The 19,414-nt window shown below is 32.2% G+C and carries 18 protein-coding genes; all 18 read left to right on the top strand.

Going from position 1 to position 19,414, the window contains the following annotated elements:
- The first annotated feature begins 9 nt into the window (after window positions 1-9).
- The 18 genes from AR1Y2_RS14375 (at window position 10) to AR1Y2_RS14295 (ending at window position 19,373) form a co-directional block, all read left to right on the top strand.
- Complete coding sequence (locus AR1Y2_RS14375) at window positions 10-1,011, top strand: glycosyltransferase family 2 protein (protein WP_137329598.1); 1,002 nt, start codon at window positions 10-12, stop codon at window positions 1,009-1,011.
- A 13-nt stretch (window positions 1,012-1,024) separates the two neighbouring features.
- The gene (locus AR1Y2_RS14370; RefSeq protein ID WP_137329597.1) at window positions 1,025-2,002 is read left to right on the top strand and encodes an NAD-dependent 4,6-dehydratase LegB; all 978 of its coding nucleotides are present in this window, start codon (window positions 1,025-1,027) and stop codon (window positions 2,000-2,002) included.
- A gap of 12 nt (window positions 2,003-2,014) precedes the next feature.
- Window positions 2,015-3,175, top strand: a complete 1,161-nt coding sequence (locus AR1Y2_RS14365; RefSeq protein ID WP_137329596.1) for a LegC family aminotransferase — start codon at window positions 2,015-2,017, stop codon at window positions 3,173-3,175.
- Window positions 3,176-3,203: 28 nt separating this feature from the next.
- Window positions 3,204-4,256, top strand: coding sequence for a sugar phosphate nucleotidyltransferase (locus tag AR1Y2_RS14360; protein WP_137329595.1), 1,053 nt, complete (start codon window positions 3,204-3,206; stop codon window positions 4,254-4,256).
- Window positions 4,256-5,098 carry a glycosyltransferase gene (locus tag AR1Y2_RS14355; RefSeq protein WP_137329594.1) on the top strand — a complete coding sequence of 281 codons (843 nt, stop codon included), beginning with the start codon at window positions 4,256-4,258 and terminating at the stop codon, window positions 5,096-5,098. The genes AR1Y2_RS14360 and AR1Y2_RS14355 overlap by 1 nt, the downstream gene beginning before the upstream one ends.
- Before the next feature lie 57 nt (window positions 5,099-5,155).
- Window positions 5,156-6,223, top strand: a complete 1,068-nt coding sequence (locus AR1Y2_RS14350; protein WP_137329593.1) for an N-acetylneuraminate synthase family protein — start codon at window positions 5,156-5,158, stop codon at window positions 6,221-6,223.
- Complete coding sequence (locus AR1Y2_RS14345; RefSeq protein WP_137329592.1) at window positions 6,220-6,930, top strand: acylneuraminate cytidylyltransferase family protein; 711 nt, start codon at window positions 6,220-6,222, stop codon at window positions 6,928-6,930. The genes AR1Y2_RS14350 and AR1Y2_RS14345 overlap by 4 nt, the downstream gene beginning before the upstream one ends.
- On the top strand, window positions 6,920-8,524 hold the full coding sequence (locus tag AR1Y2_RS14340; RefSeq protein ID WP_137329591.1) for a hypothetical protein: 1,605 nt from the start codon (window positions 6,920-6,922) through the stop codon (window positions 8,522-8,524). The genes AR1Y2_RS14345 and AR1Y2_RS14340 overlap by 11 nt, the downstream gene beginning before the upstream one ends.
- Complete coding sequence (locus AR1Y2_RS14335; protein ID WP_137329590.1) at window positions 8,511-9,923, top strand: lipopolysaccharide biosynthesis protein; 1,413 nt, start codon at window positions 8,511-8,513, stop codon at window positions 9,921-9,923. Before AR1Y2_RS14340 ends, AR1Y2_RS14335 begins: the two co-directional genes overlap by 14 nt.
- An 8-nt stretch (window positions 9,924-9,931) precedes the next feature.
- Window positions 9,932-11,023: a radical SAM protein gene (locus AR1Y2_RS14330; RefSeq protein ID WP_137329589.1), complete on the top strand. Its 1,092-nt coding sequence runs from the start codon at window positions 9,932-9,934 to the stop codon at window positions 11,021-11,023.
- 6 nt (window positions 11,024-11,029) lie between these two features.
- Window positions 11,030-12,103 (top strand): polysaccharide pyruvyl transferase family protein, encoded by a 1,074-nt coding sequence (locus AR1Y2_RS14325; protein WP_137329588.1) that lies wholly within the window; start codon window positions 11,030-11,032, stop codon window positions 12,101-12,103.
- A gap of 1 nt (window position 12,104) precedes the next feature.
- Window positions 12,105-13,502: a hypothetical protein gene (locus AR1Y2_RS14320; protein ID WP_137329587.1), complete on the top strand. Its 1,398-nt coding sequence runs from the start codon at window positions 12,105-12,107 to the stop codon at window positions 13,500-13,502.
- A gap of 32 nt (window positions 13,503-13,534) precedes the next feature.
- Window positions 13,535-14,503, top strand: a complete 969-nt coding sequence (locus AR1Y2_RS14315) for a glycosyltransferase family 2 protein (RefSeq protein WP_137329586.1) — start codon at window positions 13,535-13,537, stop codon at window positions 14,501-14,503.
- Window positions 14,504-14,520: 17 nt separating this feature from the next.
- On the top strand, window positions 14,521-15,198 hold the full coding sequence (locus AR1Y2_RS14310) for an acetyltransferase (RefSeq protein ID WP_137329585.1): 678 nt from the start codon (window positions 14,521-14,523) through the stop codon (window positions 15,196-15,198).
- Window positions 15,199-15,642: 444 nt separating this feature from the next.
- Entirely contained in the window at window positions 15,643-16,248 is a 606-nt protein-coding gene (locus tag AR1Y2_RS14305) for a YveK family protein (RefSeq protein WP_175403671.1), read from the top strand.
- 369 nt (window positions 16,249-16,617) lie between these two features.
- Window positions 16,618-16,794, top strand: coding sequence for a hypothetical protein (locus AR1Y2_RS17885; RefSeq protein WP_175403670.1), 177 nt, complete (start codon window positions 16,618-16,620; stop codon window positions 16,792-16,794).
- Window positions 16,766-17,935 carry an O-antigen ligase family protein gene (locus AR1Y2_RS14300; protein WP_137329583.1) on the top strand — a complete coding sequence of 390 codons (1,170 nt, stop codon included), beginning with the start codon at window positions 16,766-16,768 and terminating at the stop codon, window positions 17,933-17,935. The genes AR1Y2_RS17885 and AR1Y2_RS14300 overlap by 29 nt, the downstream gene beginning before the upstream one ends.
- Before the next feature lie 238 nt (window positions 17,936-18,173).
- The gene (locus AR1Y2_RS14295) at window positions 18,174-19,373 is read left to right on the top strand and encodes a hypothetical protein (RefSeq protein WP_137329582.1); all 1,200 of its coding nucleotides are present in this window, start codon (window positions 18,174-18,176) and stop codon (window positions 19,371-19,373) included.
- Window positions 19,374-19,414: the final 41 nt, after the last annotated feature.

Genomic DNA, 19,414 nt, shown 5'->3' with positions numbered 1-19,414 from the left:
ATAAAAAGTATGAGTGAACTGGTAAGTGTTATTATCCCCGTATATAACATAGAGCAATATATTACTCGCTGTGTCGACAGCGTTCTAGAACAGTCTTATAGTAACCTGGAAATTATTTTAGTAGATGATGGTTCAACCGACAATTGTGGAGCAATATGCGATAGTTATAAACAAAAAGATAATCGAGTTTCGGTAATTCATAAAAAAAATTGTGGATTATCAGATGCTAGAAATGTAGGAGTTGATAAGGCACGTGGGGATTTTCTATCGTTTATTGATGGAGATGACTATATTCACCCTGATTATATTAAATTACTATATAATGCTATGGACAGAGAGAAAGCAGATTTGGCTATCTGCGGATTTCATATTGTAGATGAGGGTGGCAATACAACAAATAAATTATCTAATGGTGAAAAATACAGGACTGTTATACCAATAAGAAACGAAGTATTATCAGGCAGAGATATAATATATAAATCATATGTGCTGCAGAACGGATTTGCATTTGTTGTAGCATGGAATAAGTTATATAGAACAAGCCTTTTTAAAGAATTGAGATATCCAATTGGAAAGATACATGAAGATGAGTTTGTGTTTGCTGATTTACTACTAAAATGCAAGAGAGTAGTTTGTATGACAGATAGTCTTTACTATTATGTTCAGCGAAAAGGAAGTATAATGTCTGCAGAAAGGATGGATTTAAGAATTACTCATTTGATGGAAATACATAATAAAAGGTCAACGACTTATCAAATATACAATGAAAAGAAATTACAGATTTTAGATATGCAAGAATATGCGGATCAAATTATTATATATTATACTCAGGTTGGAAGACCAATGAAAAAAAAACTGCGGAATAGATATTGTAAATTAATAAAACAGATTTTAAATCAAGGTCAATGTTCAGGAAGAAAAAAACTAAAATATATGTTAGGATTATTTAGCTTGAATTTATTAAGTAGAATGAGAAAGTGTTATAAATCAACAAAAAGATGTATGAATTAAAGGAGATCGAAACATGGATAGAGTATTGGTTACAGGAGCGGATGGCTTTATCGGGAGTCATTTGGTTGAGGAGCTGGTGAAAAAAGGACATGAGGTAAAGGCTTTTATATATTATAATTCCTTTAACTCATGGGGGTGGCTTGACAGTTTGTCTGAGGAAGTAATGGAGTCTGTAGAAGTATTCGCGGGAGATATCAGGGATCCTAATGGTGTTCGTGAAGCGATGAAGGGGTGTAATGCCGTTTTTCACTTGGCAGCTTTAATAGCGATACCTTTTAGTTATCATTCACCAGATGCCTATGTGGATACAAATATAAAAGGGACTTTAAATGTTTTACAGGCAGCAAGAGAGAGGCAGATACGTGTTTTAATAACCTCAACATCAGAGGTATATGGTACTGCAAAATATGTCCCAATTGATGAACAACATCCATATCAAGGACAATCTCCATATTCGGCGACAAAGATAGGAGCAGATCGTTTGGCAGAATCTTTTTACCGTTCTTTTGAGTTACCTGTATCTATCGTGCGTCCCTTTAATACTTATGGACCACGCCAGTCTGCACGTGCTGTTATCCCTACTATTATTACACAACTTCTGGCGGGTAAAACAGAAATCAAACTTGGGTCTTTGACTCCGACAAGGGATTTTAATTATGTGAAGGATACTGCCAATGGCTTTATTTCTATCTATAATTCCTCAAAGGCGATAGGAGAGGAAATAAATATCGCAACAGGAATTGAACATTCTATTGGTGATTTGGCGAATGAGTTGATTGCGCAGATTAATCCTAAAGCGGTGATTATTTGTGACGAACAAAGACTAAGACCTGAAAAGAGTGAGGTAAATAGATTATTAGGATGCAATAAGAAAATAAAAAAATTAACAGATTGGGAACCTCAATATTCTTTTAAGCAAGGTTTATCTGAAACTGTGCGATTTTTACAGGAGAACATTCAAAAATATAAAGTGGACATTTATAATGTTTAAAAGGGGATAACTATGAATCAGAAGTTTATACCATTATCAGTTCCGAATCTTAAAGGTAATGAGTTAAAATATGTAAGTCATGCGATACAAACGGAGTGGGTCTCAACTGCGGGTCCGTATGTGGAACAGATGGAAAAAGAGATAACTGACTACGTCAAGTCAGCAGGTGCAGTGGCATGTCAAAATGGCACTTCTGGATTACACATTTCTTTGATTGTCGCAGGTGTTACTAATCAAGATGCTGTTATTGTGCCAACTTTAACCTTTATTGCGGCTGTGAATCCAGTAAAATATGTTGGAGCAGAGCCAATCTTTATGGACTGCGATGAATCGTTTTGTTTAGATCCAATAAAACTAGAAAAATATTGTGAAACTGAATGTGAATTTAGAAATGGAAGTCTTATAGACAAAGTAACCCATAAGGTTATTAAAGCAATTATTGTAGTTCATGTTTTTGGAAATATGGCAGACATGGAAAAAATCAAATCTGTTTGTGGGAAATATAACATCAAAATAATTGAAGATGCAACAGAAGCTTTGGGAACATATTATACTCAAGGTACCTATAAAGGAAAATTTGCAGGTACGATAGGTGATTTTGGAGTGTATTCATTTAATGGGAACAAAATCATTACTACAGGCGGGGGTGGCATGATTGTTTCCAATGATAAAGAAAATCTCGCTAAAGCGAAACACCTGACAACACAGGCTAAAAGTGATGATCTAAATTTTATTCATGATGAAGTTGGATATAATTATAGAATGACAAACCTGCAGGCTGCTTTAGGAATTGCTCAACTGGAACAGTTGGAGACATTTATTGAAATAAAAGAAAGAAATTATCGATTATATAAAGAAAAAATTAGTAAAATAGATGGATTGAAATTGGTGAGCTTTAGAAAAGGAATCCGTAGTAATTTTTGGTTTTATTCTTTGGATGTGCAAGATTACAAATTAAAGAAGGAAGACTTGATTCATTCTTTACAGAAAAACAGGATTCAGACAAGACCTATTTGGGGATTGATAAATGAACAAAAATCCTATAAATATTCACGTTCTTTTCGAATTGAAAAGGCAAAAGAATTCTGGAGAAATATTGTTAATATTCCCTGTAGTACAAATTTGTCAGAAAGTGACGTAGAGCTAGTTGTTTCAACAATCAAAAACTTGTAATCTTAAACAAAGGAAGAAAGGTGCATTAATGGAATTTGAGAAATGCCTAATAAATAAAAGTATGTCAATAATGCAGGCAATGACACTGTTAGATGATTTGGGAGTCAGGGTGTTGTTTATTGTTGAGAATAAAAAACTTATTGGTTCTTTGGCAGATTCTGATATTAGAAGATGGATTTTAAAACATGGCAATATCGATGCCGAGGTTATTACTGCTTCTAATTTGAAGCCGCGTTATATTTATGAAAATCAAATACATAATGCAAAAATTTTAATGCATCGATGGCATATTGATGCAATACCAGTTTTAAATGAAACAGATCAAATTATAAATATTGTATTCTTATATGATAAGCCTCCAGTTAATGATAATCAAAATTTAAATATTCCTGTTGTTATGATGGCAGGAGGAAAGGGTACGAGATTGTATCCATATACTAAAATTCTACCTAAACCGTTAATTCCTATTGATGATATCCCAATTGCAGAGAGGATTCTAAATGGTTTTTACCAAATTGGCTGCGACGATTTTTATATGATCGTAAATCATAAAAGTAATATGATTAAGGCATATTTTAGCGATCCTGCATTTGAATATGATGTCAAATTTATCAATGAAACAAAATTCTTAGGGACTGGTGGTGGCATTGGACTATTAAGAGGAAAAATAAACTCGACTTTTATCTTAACAAATTGTGATATATTGATCGAAGAAAATTTTGAAAAAATTTATAAACAGCATATAAAAAGTAAGAATGTCGTCACTATGGTATGTTCTTTAATGAACTATTCTATTCCGTACGGAGTAGTTGAATTTGGAGAAGAAGGGAGACTCATTAAGGTGAAAGAGAAACCAGAATATTCATTTTTCACCAATTCAGGATTGTATTTTGTAGAACCTGAAGTTATAGATCTAATAGAAGCAGATCAGTCCATAGATTTTCCGGAAATAATTGAAAGGTGTATGCAAAGTGGGCTTGGCGTGGGAGTATACCCTATTGGTGCAAATGCATGGATGGACATGGGACAATTTAGTACTATGGAAAAAATGCAGCAACATTTTCAGGAAAGAAACATTTGATGAAGCTTTTAATTTGTTCAGTTGTATTTCCGCAATCCATGAGATATTTTGAGAGTTTTATTAAAAGCATTGATATGCAGACAAATAAAAACTTTGATTTCCTTTTAGTAAACGATGGAGTTGACCTAAAAAAATATGATTTAAGAAATACGATTATCGTTAACGCTAAAGGTAGTATATTAGAAAACAGAAGGCAAATGATCGAGTATGCAATTCTGCACAAATATGACTATATAGCTTGGCAGGATAGTGATGATTTAATGTTGCCTGATAGAATAGAATTTTTGCAAAATCATATTACAGGAATTTATGATATTTATGTACATGATCTTTGCTTAATCAACGAACAGGAAGAGAATCTAAATAGAAATTTCATTGGGGACAGGATAAGTTTCGAAGAATTCACCTTTAATGATATCATGTTTTATAATTTTGCCGGGTTTGGGAATTCTGTCATAAAAGTGTCATGTCTGGCAAACATCATTTATCCTATTTGTGAGGTAAAGGCTGTTGACTGGTGGCTGGTGTCTGTTCTGCTAATGAAGGGGTATAGAGCCTTTTACCTGAAAAAAGTTCTGGGGAAGTACAGGCAGTATCAAAACAATCTTTCTGGTTTACAGAAGTTGGATTTGTCTGCTTTCCAGAGAAAAAGACAAATAGTTATTACCCACTATGAGGCTCTTTTTGAAACGTGTAAGAACTGTACTTTCAAGTATCCGGAGATTTTACACTATTATAATAAATTATTAAAAACTAATATTTCAGAATTTGATGTAATGGAAGGTAATACGCAAGAAGGACTATGGTGGGAAGATGTTTACAACCTTATAAATTCAAGGTAAAACTATTTAGTATTATCAAGTAAATATGAAAAGAAAGATTTAGATAGGAGTTGAATTATGGCAAAATTAGAATTAGATAATGGGACAGTTATTCAGGACTATGCAAAACCATATGTGATTGCAGAATTAGGATCAAATCATAATGGAGATATGGGATTAGCAAAAAAATTAATTTTACAGGCAAAAGCATGCGGCTGTGATTGTGTTAAATTTCAGTCATGGACTAAGGATACGATATTTTCAAAAAAGGTGTATGAGGATAATTACTTCTTACAAGATGATTATCGGAATCGAGATGATTATACGTTGCAAGAAATTGTTGACGAATTTAGTATAAGCGAAAAACAATTGTATGAAATGTCAGAACTTTGCCAAGAAATTGGGATAGATTTCTCTTCTTCCCCTTTTAGCAAAAAGGAAGTTGATTTCTTGGCAGATACGTGCAAAGTTCCTTTCATCAAGGTGGCATCTATGGATTTGGATAATTATCCTTTTCTAAGATATATAGCCAGAAAAAATATCCCGATTATACTTGCAACCGGATTAAGCTCTATGAGTGAGGTAGCACGTGCAGTGGAATCAATAGAAAACGAGGGTAATAATAAAATTTTTCTGCTGCATTGTATCTCTGTCTATCCACCAAAATTTGAGGATATAAATTTAAACAATATCTTGACTCTCAGAACCATGTTTCCAGACTATCCAATAGGTTTTTCAGATCATTCACTTGGAATCGAAATACCAACAGCTGCTACGGCTCTTGGAGCAAGCATAATTGAAAAACATTTTACCTTGGATAAGGACATGTTTGGGTGGGATCATAAAATCTCTGCTGATCCTAAAGAAATGAAACAGCTTACAGAAGCGTGTCATCATGTACAACTGGCGTTGGGAAGCACAAAGAGAATTGTGAATAAGGATGAAATCGAAAAACGCTTAGCTTTTAGAAGAAGTATTGTAGCTGCGCGGGAACTATCTGCGGGAATGGTTTTAAATGAAAGTGATTTGACGTTAAAAAGGCCAGGGACAGGTATGCCACCTGAAAAACTATTTGATATTGTTGGAAGAAAATTAGCGCGTAATGTTGAGTATGATAAAATAATAGAAAGAGAAGATTTGTTATGATAGCACTGATACCTGCCAGAGGGGGATCCAAAGGATTACCAGGTAAAAATATAAGAAATCTAAATGGCAAGCCATTAATTGCATATACCATTGAAGCTGCAAAAAAGGCGAAATGCATAGATGAAGTTATTGTTACAACAGATAGTAAAGAAATCGCTTCAATAGCTTTAGAATATGGAGCAGATGTTCCATTTTTGCGTCCATCAGAACTGGCTACTGATACATCGTCGGCAATAGATGTCTATCTCCATGCAATTGAGTGGATTAGCAAAACAAAAAATATATCTATTGAAAAGTTTATGGTTCTGTTACCTACTACACCTTTTAGAGATGAAAAAGATATAGATGATGCCTATAATTTATACCAGACAGAGAAAGCCAGAACTTTAATTGCAGTAAAAGATGCACCTATTCCTCCAGGATGGTTTTTATCTGAATTTGATAATAAAAGGGTTGTACCATGTAATTTTGGAACAGGTAAATTGAATGAAAACAGACAGAAGTCAGATCGGTATGTCATTCCATGTGGAGCTATATACATACTCGATTATTTTCTATTGAAGGAAAAACGGACATATTATGATGCCAATACAGTAGGATACAAACTTAGTAATAATAAATCGGTAGACATTGATACAGCAGAGGATTTCCAATTTGCACAATATTTAATAGAAAAGGAATTGGTAGCAGAGAAAGATGAAAAATAAGAAGATACTATTGATAGCTAAGGAAACATATTCATGGCCTATGATTTTATTAGCTGAAAAACTAAAAGAAAATAATGATGTAGGATTGTTTTTTATATGCCCATCAGAATGTACGTTTAATGAATTTGAACTGGGTTATTCTAGTACCTATTATTATGCAAAGAAAAATCTTCCTGATGTAAAACAGTATGATGTGAGAGGCATCTCTTTAGAATTTGTAAAGAATGCAAAAACTCCCCCAGTGGATTATGATTATATATCGATGTTAGAAAAAGAATATACACATTATAAAAATATTAATTTACAGTGTATGTCAGCTCAGGAGTTATCCAGAAGCTTTCACTTTAGATCAATCTATGGGCATGCTACACATGATCAGAGGTTCTATTGGGTTGAGCTAAATTACAAACAGATTATTAATGTAATAAATGATTTTCAGCCAGATATGGTTTTGGATCTAAATAACGAGATGATACAGAGAACAATCCTCAGTGAAGTATGCTATAAAAAGAATATACCACACATTAATGTTGAAGAATCAAAAATAGAGGATAACTATCATTATTCTTTTAGCAATACAGCAGAACTTGATGAATATTTCTTGGAAGATTATAAGAGATCTATGAATCTTACAGAAAGTGATCTGGCACAAGAGTATAATTATATCAAGGATTTCCAAAAGCGGGTAAATATAATGGCGGAACGCTTAATGGACACGCCAAATGCTCAATATACAGCAGATAGCTGGAGAAAAATTTTTAGATGGTTTTTAAGTGCTGCGCATTATGAGTATCAAAAAGATATAAAGTCTCATAATGGAAAGCTTTGCCGAGCAAATCCTGTATTTTTTGGGGAAATGAAAAAACAATTATCCTACTATACAAAAGTGGAACTGAAAAGAAAATATCTATTCGGAAAAAACAAATATTTTGAAGATCCTGTTCCAGGTGAGCCTTATGTTTATGTGCCCTTGCATTTAATACCAGAATCTACAACTTTTGTACAAGCACCTTTATACGTAAATGAACTGAATAATATTGAAATGCTTTCAAAATCAATACCAGCAGGTTGGAGAATATATGTTAAGGAACATCAGACAATGCTTGGAGAACGTTCTTTTGAATTTTACAAGAAGGTTAAAAAAATTCCAAATGTCCGTCTTGTCCGTTTTAATTATTATCAAGATCCTAAACCTTGGATCACAAATGCAAAAGGTGTATTCACGGTTACGGGGACCGGCGCATATGAAGCAGCTTTATTAGGTAAGAGAAGTGTTATTTTTGGAGAGATGGCCTGTCAAGTTATTGATGGAATTGAAAAAGTTAATTCTTTTAGGGACCTATCTGAGGCGATTCGAAAGTTTGATGAGCCATTAGATAACATACATTCATGTGCTGCTTATATCCATACAGCACAAAAATATGGTATTCCATTAAAAATCAATTATTTGATGATGCATGGAAAAGAAATATTAAGAAATAATTTACAGGTTGATGATGAATATAATAGTCAACTCAACCAACTGATAGACTTTTATGAAAAAGGATATAATCTATATTTGAATCGAGAGAAGCTTAAACATGAAGGAGCATAAAAAAAATAATTTAATATCTGCGACTATGGTATATACAATATGTAATTTGTTTGTCAGTGGTTTAGCAGTTCTTACTTCACCCATTTTTACTCGAATATTATCTACTGGTGATTATGGTATTTACTCTTTATTTAATTCTTGGCAAAACATTTTCGTATGCATCACATCACTAGGACTTTCCTATAGTATTGCCCTTGCTAAGATTGATTATAAAGAACAGTTTAAGCAGTTTATTGCTAGCATCTTACTTATTAGTATTTTAATTCCGATTTTGTTGCTAATCTCCTCCTTGGTGTTTGGAAATAGTATGTGGACTAGAATTACAGAGTTGCCTAGTAGAGTAGTTACAATATTATTTGTTAATTTGATCTTTTATACAGTACTGGATATAGCAAGTAATAAAATGTCCATTCAATATGAGTATAAATCCTATACGATAATGGCTGCTTTAAGGGCAGTCTTATCTACGGGATTATCTATTATTTTAATTTTAGTAATGAGTAAAAGCAAATATTATGGTCGGATTAATGGAGTTGTAATAGTAACAGCTATAATTGGGACTTTTATCTGTATTAAGTACTTAAAGTATCTGCAATGGAACAGAATAATTGAGCATATGAAGTATGCCTTGCCTATAGCATTACCAATGATATTCCATGGGCTAGCAATGATTCTGTTAGGACAGATTGATAGAGTAATGATTGCAAAGTACTATACGGAAAGCGAAACTGGATTATATAGTTTTGGATATACAGTGGGTACTATGCTTGCCTTCTTTACAAATGCAGTATCTTTGGCAATTAAGCCTTGGTTATATGACAAATATGCTGGAGGATTTCATGAGGAAATTCGCATCAGATTAAAAAGCATTTTAAATATGTTGATTTTTGTTGTTTTATTATATATCCTTGTGATGCCTGAAGTAATTAAATTACTGTCCGCAAAGCAATACTGGAATACTCAAAAGATGATAGTACCTATAGTTGTCGGTACCTTTTGCCAGTATATCTATACTAATTATTGTGCTGTCGAAACTATAAACAAGAAAACTAGATATATAGCAGCCGGCTCTGCGCTGGCGGCATTACTTAATTTTGTACTAAATCTTATATTTTTAGAAAAGTTCGGTTATTACGTAGCCGCATTCACTACGTTTGTTGGTTATTATGTGTTAATGCTTTTTCACTCAGTAATTTGTAGATTTATATGTAAGAGAAAAGATTTAAATTATTTTTATAATAGTATAGTCTGTTTAGTTCTATTCTTTGCAGGATGTTTGATTAGTATGTTTTATGAGGAGGTTTTGATTAGATATTTAATTGTTTGTGTTTTAGCAGGGATATTTATATGGAAATATGGAAGATTATTTTCAAAGCTGATCATAGATAAATTTAGATAGGAGATTATATGGATAGATTAACCAAATACATAGATTGTTATATTCCCACAGAAACATGTAATTTAAAATGTCATTATTGCTATATTGCTCAGCAAAATAAGTTTAATAATAATGTTGTGAAATTTGATAAAAAACCAGAAGAAATTAGACAGGCTTTAAGTGTGGAGAGACTAGGCGGGAAATGTTTATTAAACTTTTGTGCCGGGGGAGAGACTTTACTTTCCGAGGAAGTATTGAATGTAGCCAAAGAATTGGTTGCTGAAGGACATTATATTATGTTGGTTACAAATGGTACTATAAGTAAAAGGTTTAAACAGGTGTCAGAATGGCCGCAGGAGTATAAAAATCGTCTAGCTTTTAAATTTTCATTTCATTATTTGGAATTATTGAGACTAAATATGCTTGATGTATTTTTTTCTAATATTAAATTAATGCGCGAAAATGGTTGTTCTTTTACAGTTGAGATTACTCCCAATGATGAATTAATTCCTTATATTGAAGAAGTTAAAAAAGTATGTATTGAAAAGCTGGGAACATTATGTCACATAACGATAGCAAGAGATGATACAACAAAAGAAATACGGCACTTATCAAAATATGAATTTGACGAGTTTGTTGAAATATGGAGTGCTTTTGATTCCGAATTACTTGATTTTAAGAAGACGATTTTCTATAAAAAGAGAAAAGAATTTTGTTATGCGGGTGACTGGAGTCTTTACTTAAATTTGAAAAGCGGTGAATTAAAACAATGTGTCTATGGAAATTATCTTGGAAATATATATCGAAATCCCGATCAAAGAATTCCAGTCTGCGCTGTTGGAAACAACTGTGAGTATCCGCACTGTTACAATGGACATGTTTTTTTAACCTTAGGGGATATACCTGAATTACATACACCAACATATTTGAAAGTACGTGACAAAATTGATTCTAATCAAGAGACATGGATGAGACCATTATTCTCCGAATTTATTAGTCAAAAGCTATCAGATAATAATGAGTTATATGATTTAGAGAAACAAAAACAAATCAATAAACGAAACCGAACTGTGAAGTTAAAGAGCTTTACTCATAGGATAATTAACAGACTAAAGGAATAAAATGAAATGAATTTAAAAATTGTTAAGACGAGTTTGAGGAAGCTAGTCAGCTACTTTAGAAAGAAAGCTGCCTGGAATGACTTGAAACAAATTCCAAAATTAAATAGAGAAAAAACTCTTTATTTGTTTGGTTCACCGCTTCATGGAAATATGGGAGACCAGGCCATCTCAATCGCACAAATAGATTTTCTCAATTATTATTTTCCTGAGTTATATGTAAAAGAAATTCCACGTGAGTACTGGCTGTATTTTAGGACTAAGATTCTTCAATTTATAAAGCCAACGGATTTCATTTGCATAACAGGTGGTGGTTTTCTAGGAGATTTATGGATGGATGAAGAGGAGTTTGTTCTGGATATTCTAAATTCTTTTCCTGAAAACAAAATTGTAATATTTCCACAAAGTATCTTTTTCAAGGATCAAAAAGAGAAAGCTAGGTTTGAAAATATTGCTAATCATCATAAACATTTAAAAATTTGTTTGCGTGAAAAAAAATCTTATCATATGGTTTATACTGGATTGGATAGGAAAGAAGATATACACTTGTTTCCTGACATGGTATTTTGGATGAAGTATGAAAAAAACGATATAGATACTAAAAAAATACTGTTATGTTTTAGAAATGATAAAGAAAAGATTATAGATACTGATATTGCTGAGTACATTAAAAATTATTATAAATCTAAAAATATGAATATAAAAGAAATATCAACTGTTATAAGCGGATTTGTACCTTTAGCGAAGAGAAACAAATCATTTCTTTGTACTATTCACCAATTTCAATCAGCACGATGTGTGATAACGGACCGCCTGCATGGAATGTTATTTGCAATTATTTCTGGCACTCCAGTACTAGCATTTGACAATGTAAGTGGGAAGGTCAGAGGATGTTATAAATGGGTAGAACAATTGCCCTATGTGTTCTGTCCAGATGCGGATGACGATTTTAAAGACAAGTTAAGTCTGTTATTAGATTGTCCACCTAGTACTTATAGTAAGAATTATTTGAAAAACGAATTTGATTCGATGGCCGGTTTGCTGTCTGAATTTTGGAATCTTAAGAAGAAAGAGAGGGATTAAAATGTCAAAGGATGTATATATTGTGCACTGTGTAGATACGGAAGGTCCATTATATGAATCATTAGAGGCTACCTTTTCCAGACTAAAGGAGATTTTCGGAGTTGATTTAGAACCAACACGTAAGAATTTAAACAAGATCCAAAACAGGGAGATTGACCTTAATGGAAAGGAAGATTTAGTAGCAGATGCTTTTGCAGATAATCGTATTTCTACTTTAGGATCATGGACCGAAGTTGATAAGGTATTGGATGATTTAATGTCTGAGTCTTTTAGGAATAAAGTGGTGGATTCTGAAAACAATGGATGGGTTTTCAACTGGTTTTGTTTAGATCATGTTGGATTTACAGGAAATAATCCAAGGAGGAGAGACGCAGGTTTTGGTAATATTTATGAGCATTATTTAACAAAAATAAAAGAAAATCATTGTGAAAAAAAGGATTTACTTCAGTTCCACTATCATCCACTACCCTTTAATGGCCATTATAATTATTGTGGTACATCTTATATTAATTCAAACAATTTATTTGAGATAATGTGTCGTCGATTAATTGATAAACAAGCATTTCCGGCATCTTATCGAGCTGGTATGGAAGCAGAAAGACCTGATGCACATTGGTTTTTGGAACAGTGGATTCCATTTGATTATTCCAATGACTCATATGAGAGAGAGAATTCATCACGTCAGCCGGACTTAAGAGACGGTAGATATGGTGACTGGCGACATGCTTCTATGAAATGGAGGCCTTATCATCCATCACATGATGACTATCAGGAAGAGGGATATTGTCATCGATGGATTACAAGATGCATTAGTTTAGATTCCCGTGTGGCTAAACTAGAGACACAGGATGTCAAAGAGGCATTTGAACAAGCTGATAGAGGAGAAACAGCTATTTTGTCATTCGCCAATCATGACTTTAGAGACATGCATAAGGAAGTCGAGAATGCGATGTATATGATAAAAAGCACGGCAGATAAATATCCTGACGTTAAATATCATTTTGTTGATGCAATTGAAGCCATGAAAAAGACTGAGGGGTTAGAGGCAGCAGCTCCAGAATTTAATGTTAAACTGGCCAAAGACCAAGATAATGATGCATGTGAATTAGTAGTCATGGCTCGCAATAGCATTTTTGGAACACAGCCGTTTTTGGCGATAAAGACTATAACAGGTCAATATTTTTGGGATAATTGGGATTATGGTCTTCAAAAAGGTAAATGGACTTATGTGTTTGACGATAAGACTTTACATTTTAATACAATTGATACAATTGCATTTGCCTCAAATAATGATGAGGGAAAAACAGAGATAATAATAGTAAAAGTCAGGGAAGGGAAAGGATTACGGCTGTATAAACATGGACAACGAATATTACAAAAGCAGGAATTCAATTTATAAGATTGTCTTTATATAGTGTGCCAGGAAAGCGTATGGAAATTTCAGTGATTATTCCAGTTTTTAATGTGGAATTATATTTAGAGAGAGCAGTAAATTCAATATTAGCCCAATCAATAGGTGATTGTATTGAAATTATTCTTGTAGATGACGGCTCAACTGATTATTCAGGCCAGCTCTGTGATCAATTAGCCCAAAATAATAAAAATATCTCTGTTATACATCAGAAAAACTCCGGTGTATCCGCTGCGAGAAACGCTGGAATTCATGCAGCGAAAGGTACTTATATTGCATTTTTGGATGGAGATGACTATGTGATTAATAATATGTATGAAATTCTATTAAGAAATATTAAAAAGGAAAATGCAGAAATATCATGTGTTGGTTATTCAATTCACCGAAGAAGTGGAATGAAAGTAGAGCGCTATAATACAAAAAGAAGATTTGTCTGGAATAGACAAGAAGCCATCTTTGAAATGTTATCTGAAAAAAGATTTGATTTCCTTTGTATTGATAAACTATACAAAAGGGAACAGGTAATAGATCATTTATTCGATACAAAAATTGCTATTGGAGAAGATAGGCAGTTTGTATTTGAGAATATTAATGTATGTAATAAAGTGGTATACGAAGATATATGTTGTTATGTTTATGACAGACGTGATGGATCAGCAATGGTTTCTCAGTTTACTGAAAAAAATATAGTCAATTACAATGTTGCAAAAAAAATGTGTGATCAAGTTAAGACTAACTATCCAAATTTGAGACGTGTTGCAGAATGCCATTTGATCAGAACAGCATATAAAACTTTAGAAAAGCTTGAAATGGTTCATGAAATTCCAGAAGAATATGCTGATATTAGAGAAAATTTATATTCCACAATTCACTCCTTCAAAATTAGATATTCTTTTGGAATATTATCACTAAGGCACATATTCGCTTTGACGTTGATGAAATATTGCCCGATTCTTTATATAAAGATATGTAAAATAGCAGATGTTTGAGGGATGAAGGGGGAAGTATGTGTAAAGAAAAAATCGTTTTATTAGGAGGCGGGGGTCACTGTGCATCTGTTATTGACAGTATATTAGAAAAAGATATTTATTCTGAAATTGTTGTACTGGATAATGATAATAGTTTATTTTTGCCAGGAGGTATTCATGTAATCGGAAATGATGAGGAATTACCACTTTTGTATCAAGAAGGTTTCCATCATGCATTTATTACTGTAGGAAGCATTGGCGATTGCTCGGTAAGAAAAAAGTTATTTCAGAAGATTGAAGATATAGGATTTTTTATTCCTAATATTATTGATAAAAGTGCCACAGTAAGCAAGTGGTCTAATCTAGGAAGAGGCATATATGTAGGAAAAATGGCTGTGATTAATTCGAAAGTAGAAATCGATAATTGTGCTATCATTAATACTGGTGCGATTCTAGAACATGATTGTAAAATAGGGGAGTTCGTCCATGTTTCTACAGGAGCTAAACTCTGTGGAGGCGTAGAAGTAGGGTGTGAAACACATGTTGGAGCGGGAACAGTAATTAAAGAATATACAAAGGTAGGGGCTCACTGTCTTATCGGAGCAGGAAGTGTTGTAATCAAAAGTGTAGATAATCATTTCATGCAATATGGTTGTCCAGCCCATAAATCAAGCTATAAAATACAGACAAAAATAGAGGATAGAAATGAAATTTGAAGTAATTATAAGAAAAATCCGGGGATTTTTCAAGTATGTTGTAGAAATGTTACTTCTGTGATAAAATAGAGAATCCAAAGTAGAACGTTCATAAAGTATATGACAAAGAAGAATGGAAATGCTTATATTGCCATCAGGGTTAAGTAAAAGAAATCTAATAAGGTTGCGTGCAAGATAATGGTAGAAACGAAAAAGGATTATAATGTATTATTTTGTTCAATGATAGCTGTTTTGCAACAGGGAAATCATATACAAGAAAGTGGAAAAGTTATAGATGGCAGGATGCAGGAGTTCTAGAAGATAAGCTAAAGAAATAATTGTCATAGTAGAAGTCAAATTGTTGATAATGAACAAAAGATCTATGGGTTTATGAGAAACTCTATATTATAAAAAGATAAATAACAAGTTTTGTAATAATTGAAAAGCATGAAGGAAGGAAAAAAGATGAGTCACAAGGAAATGGAGATTGATGTGAAGGAATTGGTGAAATATGTATTGTCAAAATGGGTAGTTATCTTACTTGCTGTTCTTATAGGAACAGGAGCCACAGCGGTTGTTTCAAAAACAAAAAATAATGTAGTATATACTGCCAAGACGAAATTATATATTACAATTCCTAAAACGTCTGATAAAGTTTTGATTAGAGATAATGCAACGGAACTTGTGCAGGATTATATAGAATTGATTCAATCTGATTTGATTCTGGAAAAGGCATCACAAAAGGCTCAAATACCACTTTCAGAAATTAAACAGTATATCTCAGTGGAGCGGGTGGAGTCGACGCATTTCATCATAATTAAAACACAGAGTGCTGACATTAATAAAACAAAAGAAATATCAGATGCAATTTTAACTTCTACTGATGAGGTAATAACAAAGATACTTGACAAAAACAGGCCTATTGTTGTGGAGAAAACAAAAAAGCCGGTGAGAGGAAATACAATTAACGTAAAGAAAAATATTCTTTTGGGGGCGGCAGGAGGATTAATTTTTGCAATTGGAATTCTTTTTACTATGTTTGCTATTGATGATAAAAAGAGAGTCAAGTAATTTAAGTTCTATAGAAGCTAGGGAAATAAATATTAAGAGGCCACAGATGCAAAAACTTACGATTTATTTTGACGGATATAGTAAAGAATAGTCTCTATTCTTTGGGGACTGGATTTAAAGCTAGAATCATTGGGGTTCATATTTTTCTCTCAGTAACGCGTGAGAAAGGAAAGAGTGCTTTTGTGTTATTTTGGATGAAGAAGATGCTCTGAGTATAATAAGAGGTAAGAAAATCTATCCTTGTTGTTTCCTAATTAATGAATATATTAAAATTTTCATATAATATTGATTTTTGTTTTTGGGAGAGTAGTTTTTGTTATACACGTAAATAATTTTTAAAATTAATTTGTAAAGGAAATTGAATCTACAATGTTAAGTAATTTACCTATCTATAATAAACAGGATTTAAAGAATGTAATAATAGAAAATAGAGTATTTATTAAAGACATTAAGTCACATACAGAGATAAAGAATGGAAAAGATTTTGAACATTTTCCGGAAATAAATGGGGGAATAAATGAAGGATTGTCAATATTATATATTTAAATATTTATGGGTTCTGATTTTAATACCAAAAGCTGTTCAACTGGGAGCATTGTTGATTCTTATATTCTTTATTCTTTTAAAATCAAAAGGGAAGGTTACTATTAATCTTGCTTTTGGGTTTATTTTTATATATTTTATGATCCATTTATTTTCTATTCTAATAAATACTCCAGGAGAAGAGACATCAAGGATATTTGCAGCTTTAAATACATGCATAATATGGTTTATAGCTATATTATTATATTGTATGTATAAATCTATGCAATTAGATTTTAATCGAATTATTAAATATCTTGCAGTAAATATGTATATTATGATTGCCTTAGCATTTTTAATGTTACTATTAAAATATACTGGAAGTGACTCACTTAAATTTATGGGGCGTATTATCTTTGGTTTAGATTGGATTAATGAAACACAAACGATAAGATTTTATGGTTTTATGGAGTATTCTAATTTGGTGGTAATGTTTTACTTCCTATTATTTCCTTTTGCGTATGTTAATTTCAAGGAAAAACATACAAAAAGGTTTACCATTGTTTTTGTGATACTTTCAGCGCTGCCAGTGATTTTAACAAATTCTAGAATGGGACTAGTGCTAGTAGCGTTTAATACAATCGTAAGTATTCTTTATACCATTAATTCTAAATATTTGGCAATTTTCTTTGTTTTGTTTTTATTATGTCTAGTTATAGTCCTCGAAATAAAATATGCTATAATATATCAACTGATAAATAAAATTTTAAATGCTAGAGTTGGAAGTAATACTATGAGAAGTCTAATTTATCGGGAGAGTATTCAAAAAGCATTGAATGATTCAATATTTTATGGAAGTGGTATTAAATCATCTTTTTATGGCTATCCATTAGGCTCACATTCAACATACATTGGATTATTTTATAAAGCAGGTATTTTAGGTTTTATTTTTGGATTATCGGGATTAATACAGGTAGTAATTTCTGTATTAAATAAATGGAGAAGAAAAAAGTATTTTATTATTGTTTTGTGTAGTATTATAGGAGTGTTTGGGTTACTAATTTTTGAGGACTTGGATGGTGCAAATTGGTGTATCGCTTTGTTTTTTATACTTGTTGGAGTATTGGAGAATGATATGTGTAATACACAGTTTTTAAAGGAATAGTATATGGAAGAAAATGGTTGAAGGATCTATTCTTCGACTGTTGAATAAAGAAAGAATCACTATATCTCTTGAATCATAGGGGGAACAGAGTTTTTTCTCGTTACGGACATTAGTAATCTATTCTTTGCCTTTACTTTGTTGGACTGTTCTCATCTGCCTCTTTGTTATGAACTATTAATAGGTATGGGAACCTCTGATAGCTTACAAAAACAACACCAATTATAGAAAGGAAAGGTATGTGTTTAAACTTTTAAAAAACATCATACAAAATAGAAAAGATATGCAACAAGATAGAATAAGCACATTTAATAAGAGTAAGATCCTTCAACTGATATATTTCGTTGGCGTTTCTTTATATTTTATATATTATTGGATGCATGTTTCGCAGTTGGATCAGAAATATGTTCCAAAATACTTATTAGGTATAGCAATAATTTGTTTTATTGTAAAGATAGTTTTTACCAGGTATGAATTATTTGAAGCAGTTTTTGGGGGCGGGTTGCTCTTATTAATGTTTTGCTGTTGGAAGATGTCCGGAAGTATTGATTATCCGTTGAATGCTATCTTATTGCTTGGATTAAAAAATGTGGACATAAAAGAGTTATTTAAATTATTATTTTATGTAGTTATAGTAAGTGTTAGCATTATTATGACATGGACACTTTTACATAATTTGCCTGGTATTATTCGAGTGCAGGATTATGGAAGAGGTGGGGTAGAAACACGATTTCAATTTGGTTGGTGGCATCCTAATAGAGGACATTCTGTATTTTTTACAATCATTGTACTTTTTTTGTCCTCATATTTTAAAAAGTGTAAATGGTGGATTTTTGTTTGTTTAATTATATTTAATTATGAATGTTTTTTATTGACTAAATCTAAAACAGGATTCATAGTTACTTTGATTTCCATTGTGTTTTTCTTCTTACTTAAGCTAATAAACAATGGATTTCATAGAAAAGTGTTATTTTTTTTGGCTCAGATGATTAATATTTTGTGTATTGTTTTTTCTATGATTGGTATTGGAATTGTACCTATCGCCTCAGGATTACTTGATAAATTAAACAAAATTACTACCGGAAGGGTTATGATTGCAAAAGCATTTTATGCTGAGTTTGGAATACACACTTTTGGAACAAGTTTGGGAGGGAAAATACCTGATCTAGGGATTGCAAGAACTCTCTTAGAGTATGGAATTGTAGTATTTATATTATTGTATAGCAGTGTGTTAGTAGCAACATGGATTCTATATAAAAAGAATAAGCTAGAGATAATGCTTTTACTGACTATTTATATGATATATTTTACGTTTGAAGCATATTTTCAAGCGGCATTTGATATTAAGCCGATCATTATTGGTTATGCTTTTTATCAGTTCAGTGATGTTTCTTTTTATAGAAAAACAAGGCGATCAGTGAGAAAAAGAGGATTTGACTAAAAATCCTCTTTTATTATATATTCTATGAAGGGAGAAATCGT

Source organism: Anaerostipes rhamnosivorans (assembly GCF_005280655.1).
Classification (GTDB): domain Bacteria; phylum Bacillota; class Clostridia; order Lachnospirales; family Lachnospiraceae; genus Anaerostipes; species Anaerostipes rhamnosivorans.
This window is presented reverse-complemented; position numbering and strand designations above follow the sequence as displayed.